Source organism: Mycobacterium sp. E2462 (genome assembly GCF_001672685.1).
Lineage (GTDB): Bacteria > Actinomycetota > Actinomycetes > Mycobacteriales > Mycobacteriaceae > Mycobacterium.
In genome coordinates, this window is sequence record NZ_LZKC01000470.1 from 1 (window position 1) to 3,373 (window position 3,373).

Sequence of the window (3,373 nt, forward strand, 5' to 3'; positions counted from 1 at the left end):
GTCGGGCAGCGCCAGGGTCCCGGCCCACGAGTCGAAGACCTGAATCGCGTCCACCCCGGCGTCGAGCTGCGCCCGCAGGAAACCGATGGTGATGTCGGCCAGCTTGTCCAGCAGCGCGTGCCAGGTGTCGGTGTCGGCCAGCATCATCGCCTTGGTGCGGGCGTGGTGGCGGCTGGGGCCGCCCTCGATCAGATAGGACGCCAGGGTGAACGGCGCCCCCGCGAACCCGATCAGCGGCACGTCGCCCAGCGCGGCCACCAGCAGCGCGACGGCGTCGGCGACCGGCGCAACCCGCTGCCCGTCAAGGGGTTTGAGCCCGTCGACGTCGGCGGCCGTGCGCACCGGGGACGCGATGACAGGCCCGACGCCCGCGACGATGTCGAGGTCGACGCCGGCGCCCAACAGCGGCACCACGATGTCGGAGAACAGGATCGCCGCGTCGACGCCGTGCCGGCGCACCGGCTGCAGGGTGATCTCGCAGACCAGCGCGGCGTCGAAACAGGCCGACAGCATGTCGGTCTGGGCGCGCAGCGCCCGGTACTCGGGCAGCGAGCGGCCGGCCTGGCGCATGAACCACACCGGGACCCGGCTGGGTTTGCGCCCGGTGACGGCGGCCAGATAGGGCGACTCGGGGAGGTCGCGCCGAGTGCGCGAAGGACTATCCATCGGCCTCAATGCTGCCATGACGGCCGGCTGCGTAGTATCGACGACCGCAGCGAGCGTCGACCCCAGGAGCCGGGATGCCAGTCACTCACCCCCCCGTCAGCTACGACGAGTTCCCCAGCCTGCGCTTCGAACGCGGCGACAACGGGGTGCTGACGGTGGTGTTGGACGCCCCGGGCCTGAACTCGGTGGGCCCGCAACTGCACCGCGACCTCGCCGACGTGTGGCCGGCGATCGCGCGCGACCCCGAGGTGCGGGTGGTCCTGGTGCGCGGCGAGGGCAAGGCCTTCTCGTCCGGCGGCAGCTTCGATCTGATCGCCGAGACCATCGGCGACTTCGAGGGCCGGATGCGCATCATGCGGGAGGCCCGCGACCTGGTGCTCAACATGGTCAACTTCGACAAGCCCGTCGTCTCGGCGATCCGCGGCCCCGCCGTCGGCGCCGGCCTGGTGGTGGCGCTGCTCGCGGACATCTCGGTGGCGGGGCGCACCGCCAAGCTGATCGACGGGCACACCAAGCTGGGGGTGGCCGCCGGCGACCACGCCGCGATCTGCTGGCCGCTGCTGGTCGGCATGGCCAAGGCCAAGTACTACCTGTTGACCTGCGACACGCTGCTGGGCGAGGAGGCCGAGCGCATCGGCCTGGTGTCCACCTGCGTCGACGACGACGACGTGCTGGCGACCGCGACGCGCATCGCCGAGGACCTGGCCCGGGGCGCGCAGAACGCGATCCGCTGGACCAAGCACAGCCTCAACCACTGGTATCGGCAGTTCGCGCCCGCGTTCGAGACGTCGCTGGGCCTGGAGTTCCTCAGCTTCAGCGGGCCCGACGTGCAGGAGGGGTTGGCGGCGCACCGCGAGAAGCGCCCGGCCCGATTCACGGGCGGATCGGCCACCTGAGCAGCCTCGATACGGTCCGGGCGAGGCCTGGTAACGGGTTGGTCGCGACGCGCGCGCGGCGCGGCGCGCCTGATACCGCGTGTCGGCCGATGGGTCTAGCGTCGGACGCTGTGACCCGCCCCGCGTCCCAGCAGAGCGGCCGCGATGAACAGGAGCGGCGCCAAGTGACCTCGACAGAACCGGCCCCCTTCCGCGAGGCGGTAGCGGCGATGAACGCCGTCACCGTGCGGCCGGAGATCGAGCTTGGCCCCATCCGGCCGCCGCAACGCCTCGCCCCGCACAGCTACGCCCTCGGCGCGGAGGTGAAACACCCCGACCGCGAGATCGTCCCGGAACGTTCCGACGGCGACGCGTTCGGGCGGTTGATCCTGCTCTACGACCCCGAGGGCGCCGACGCCTGGGACGGCACCATCCGCATGGTCGCCTACATTCAGGCCGACCTGGACTCCAGCGAGGCGGTCGACCCGCTGCTGCCGGAGGTGGCCTGGAGCTGGCTGGTGGAAGCGCTCGAGTCCCGCATGGAACACGTCACGGCCCTCGGCGGCACCGTCACCGCCACCACGTCGGTGCGCTACGGCGACATCTCTGGCCCGCCGCGTGCTCACCAGCTGGAGCTGCGGGCGTCGTGGACCGCGCTCACCCCGGCCGTCGGCCCGCACGTCGAGGCGTTCTGCGAGGTGCTCGAACACGCCGCCGGGCTGCCGCCGGCGGGCGTCACCGACCTGAGCTCACGGTCACGCGCCTGACATGTGCGACTCGGCAGCCGACGGGGCCGACAGCACCGAAGAAGAGCCCACGCCGCTGCCGCACCCGTCCGACGGCGTCCCCGACCTGTCGGTGTCCGTCGACGAGATCGCGGCCGCGGCGGCGTTCCTGGCCGGCGGTCGGGGCCCGTTCGCGGTGGACGCCGAGCGGGCGTCGGGGTTTCGTTACTCCAACCGCGCGTACCTGATCCAGATTCGGCGCGCCGGCGCCGGCACGGTGCTGATCGACCCGGTCAGCCACGGCTCGGCGCCGCTGGACGCGCTGCGGCCGGTCGCCGAGGTGCTGGCGACCGACGAGTGGATCCTGCACTCCGCCGACCAGGACCTGCCGTGCCTGGCGGAGGTGGGCCTGCGCCCGCCGGCCCTGTACGACACAGAACTCGCCGGGCGGCTGGCCGGGTTCGAGCGGGTCAACCTGGCGACCATGGTCGAGCGGCTGCTGGGCTTCGGGCTGGCCAAGGGCCACGGCGCCGCCGACTGGTCCAAGCGCCCCCTGCCGATCGAGTGGCTCAACTATGCGGCCCTGGACGTGGAACTGCTGATCGAGCTGCGCGCGGCCATCGCGCAGGTGCTGGCCGACCAAGGCAAAACCGATTGGGCCGCACAGGAATTCGAGTACTTGCGGGATGCGGGCACCCGGGAGGCCGCGCCGCGGCGGGACCGGTGGCGCCGCACGTCGGGCATCCACCGGGTGCGCGACCGGCGCGCGTTGGCCGCGGTCCGCGAGCTGTGGACCACCCGCGACCGCATCGCGCAGCGCCGCGACATCGCGCCGCGGCGCATCCTGCCGGACTCCGCGATCGTCGACGCCGCCCTCGCCGACCCGAAGACCATCGACGAGCTGGTCGCCTTGCCGGTGTTCGGCGGCCGCAACCAGCGGCGCAGCGCCGCGACCTGGCTGGGCGCGCTGGAGGCCGCCCGCCGCAACGACGACCCGCCCCCGGACGCGGAGCCCCCGAACGGGCCGCCGCCGCCGGCGCGGTGGAGCAGGCGCAAACCCGAGGCTGCCGCGCGCCTGGAGGCCGCGCGGGCGGCGCTGTTGCCGGT

The 3,373-nt window shown here is 73.1% G+C and carries 4 protein-coding genes; 3 read left to right on the forward strand and 1 reads right to left on the reverse strand.

Annotated elements, in window-relative coordinates:
* A partial coding sequence (locus A5714_RS24095) for a uroporphyrinogen decarboxylase family protein (protein WP_304528514.1) occupies nt 1-666 on the reverse strand: 666 nt, incomplete at its 3' end.
* Nucleotides 667-740: 74 nt separating this feature from the next.
* Between A5714_RS24095 and A5714_RS24100 the strand changes: the two genes are divergently transcribed.
* The 3 genes from A5714_RS24100 to A5714_RS24110 form a co-directional block, all read left to right on the forward strand.
* A complete protein-coding gene (locus tag A5714_RS24100; RefSeq protein WP_068289682.1) occupies nt 741-1,562 on the forward strand; it encodes an enoyl-CoA hydratase/isomerase family protein in 822 nt (273 codons plus the stop codon).
* Between the two features lie 209 nt (nt 1,563-1,771).
* Nucleotides 1,772-2,308, forward strand: coding sequence for a DUF3000 domain-containing protein (locus A5714_RS24105; protein WP_369828284.1), 537 nt, complete (start codon nt 1,772-1,774; stop codon nt 2,306-2,308).
* Between the two features lies 1 nt (nt 2,309).
* Nucleotides 2,310-3,373 (forward strand): ribonuclease D (locus tag A5714_RS24110; RefSeq protein WP_068289684.1); only part of this gene is annotated, 1,064 nt, incomplete at its 3' end.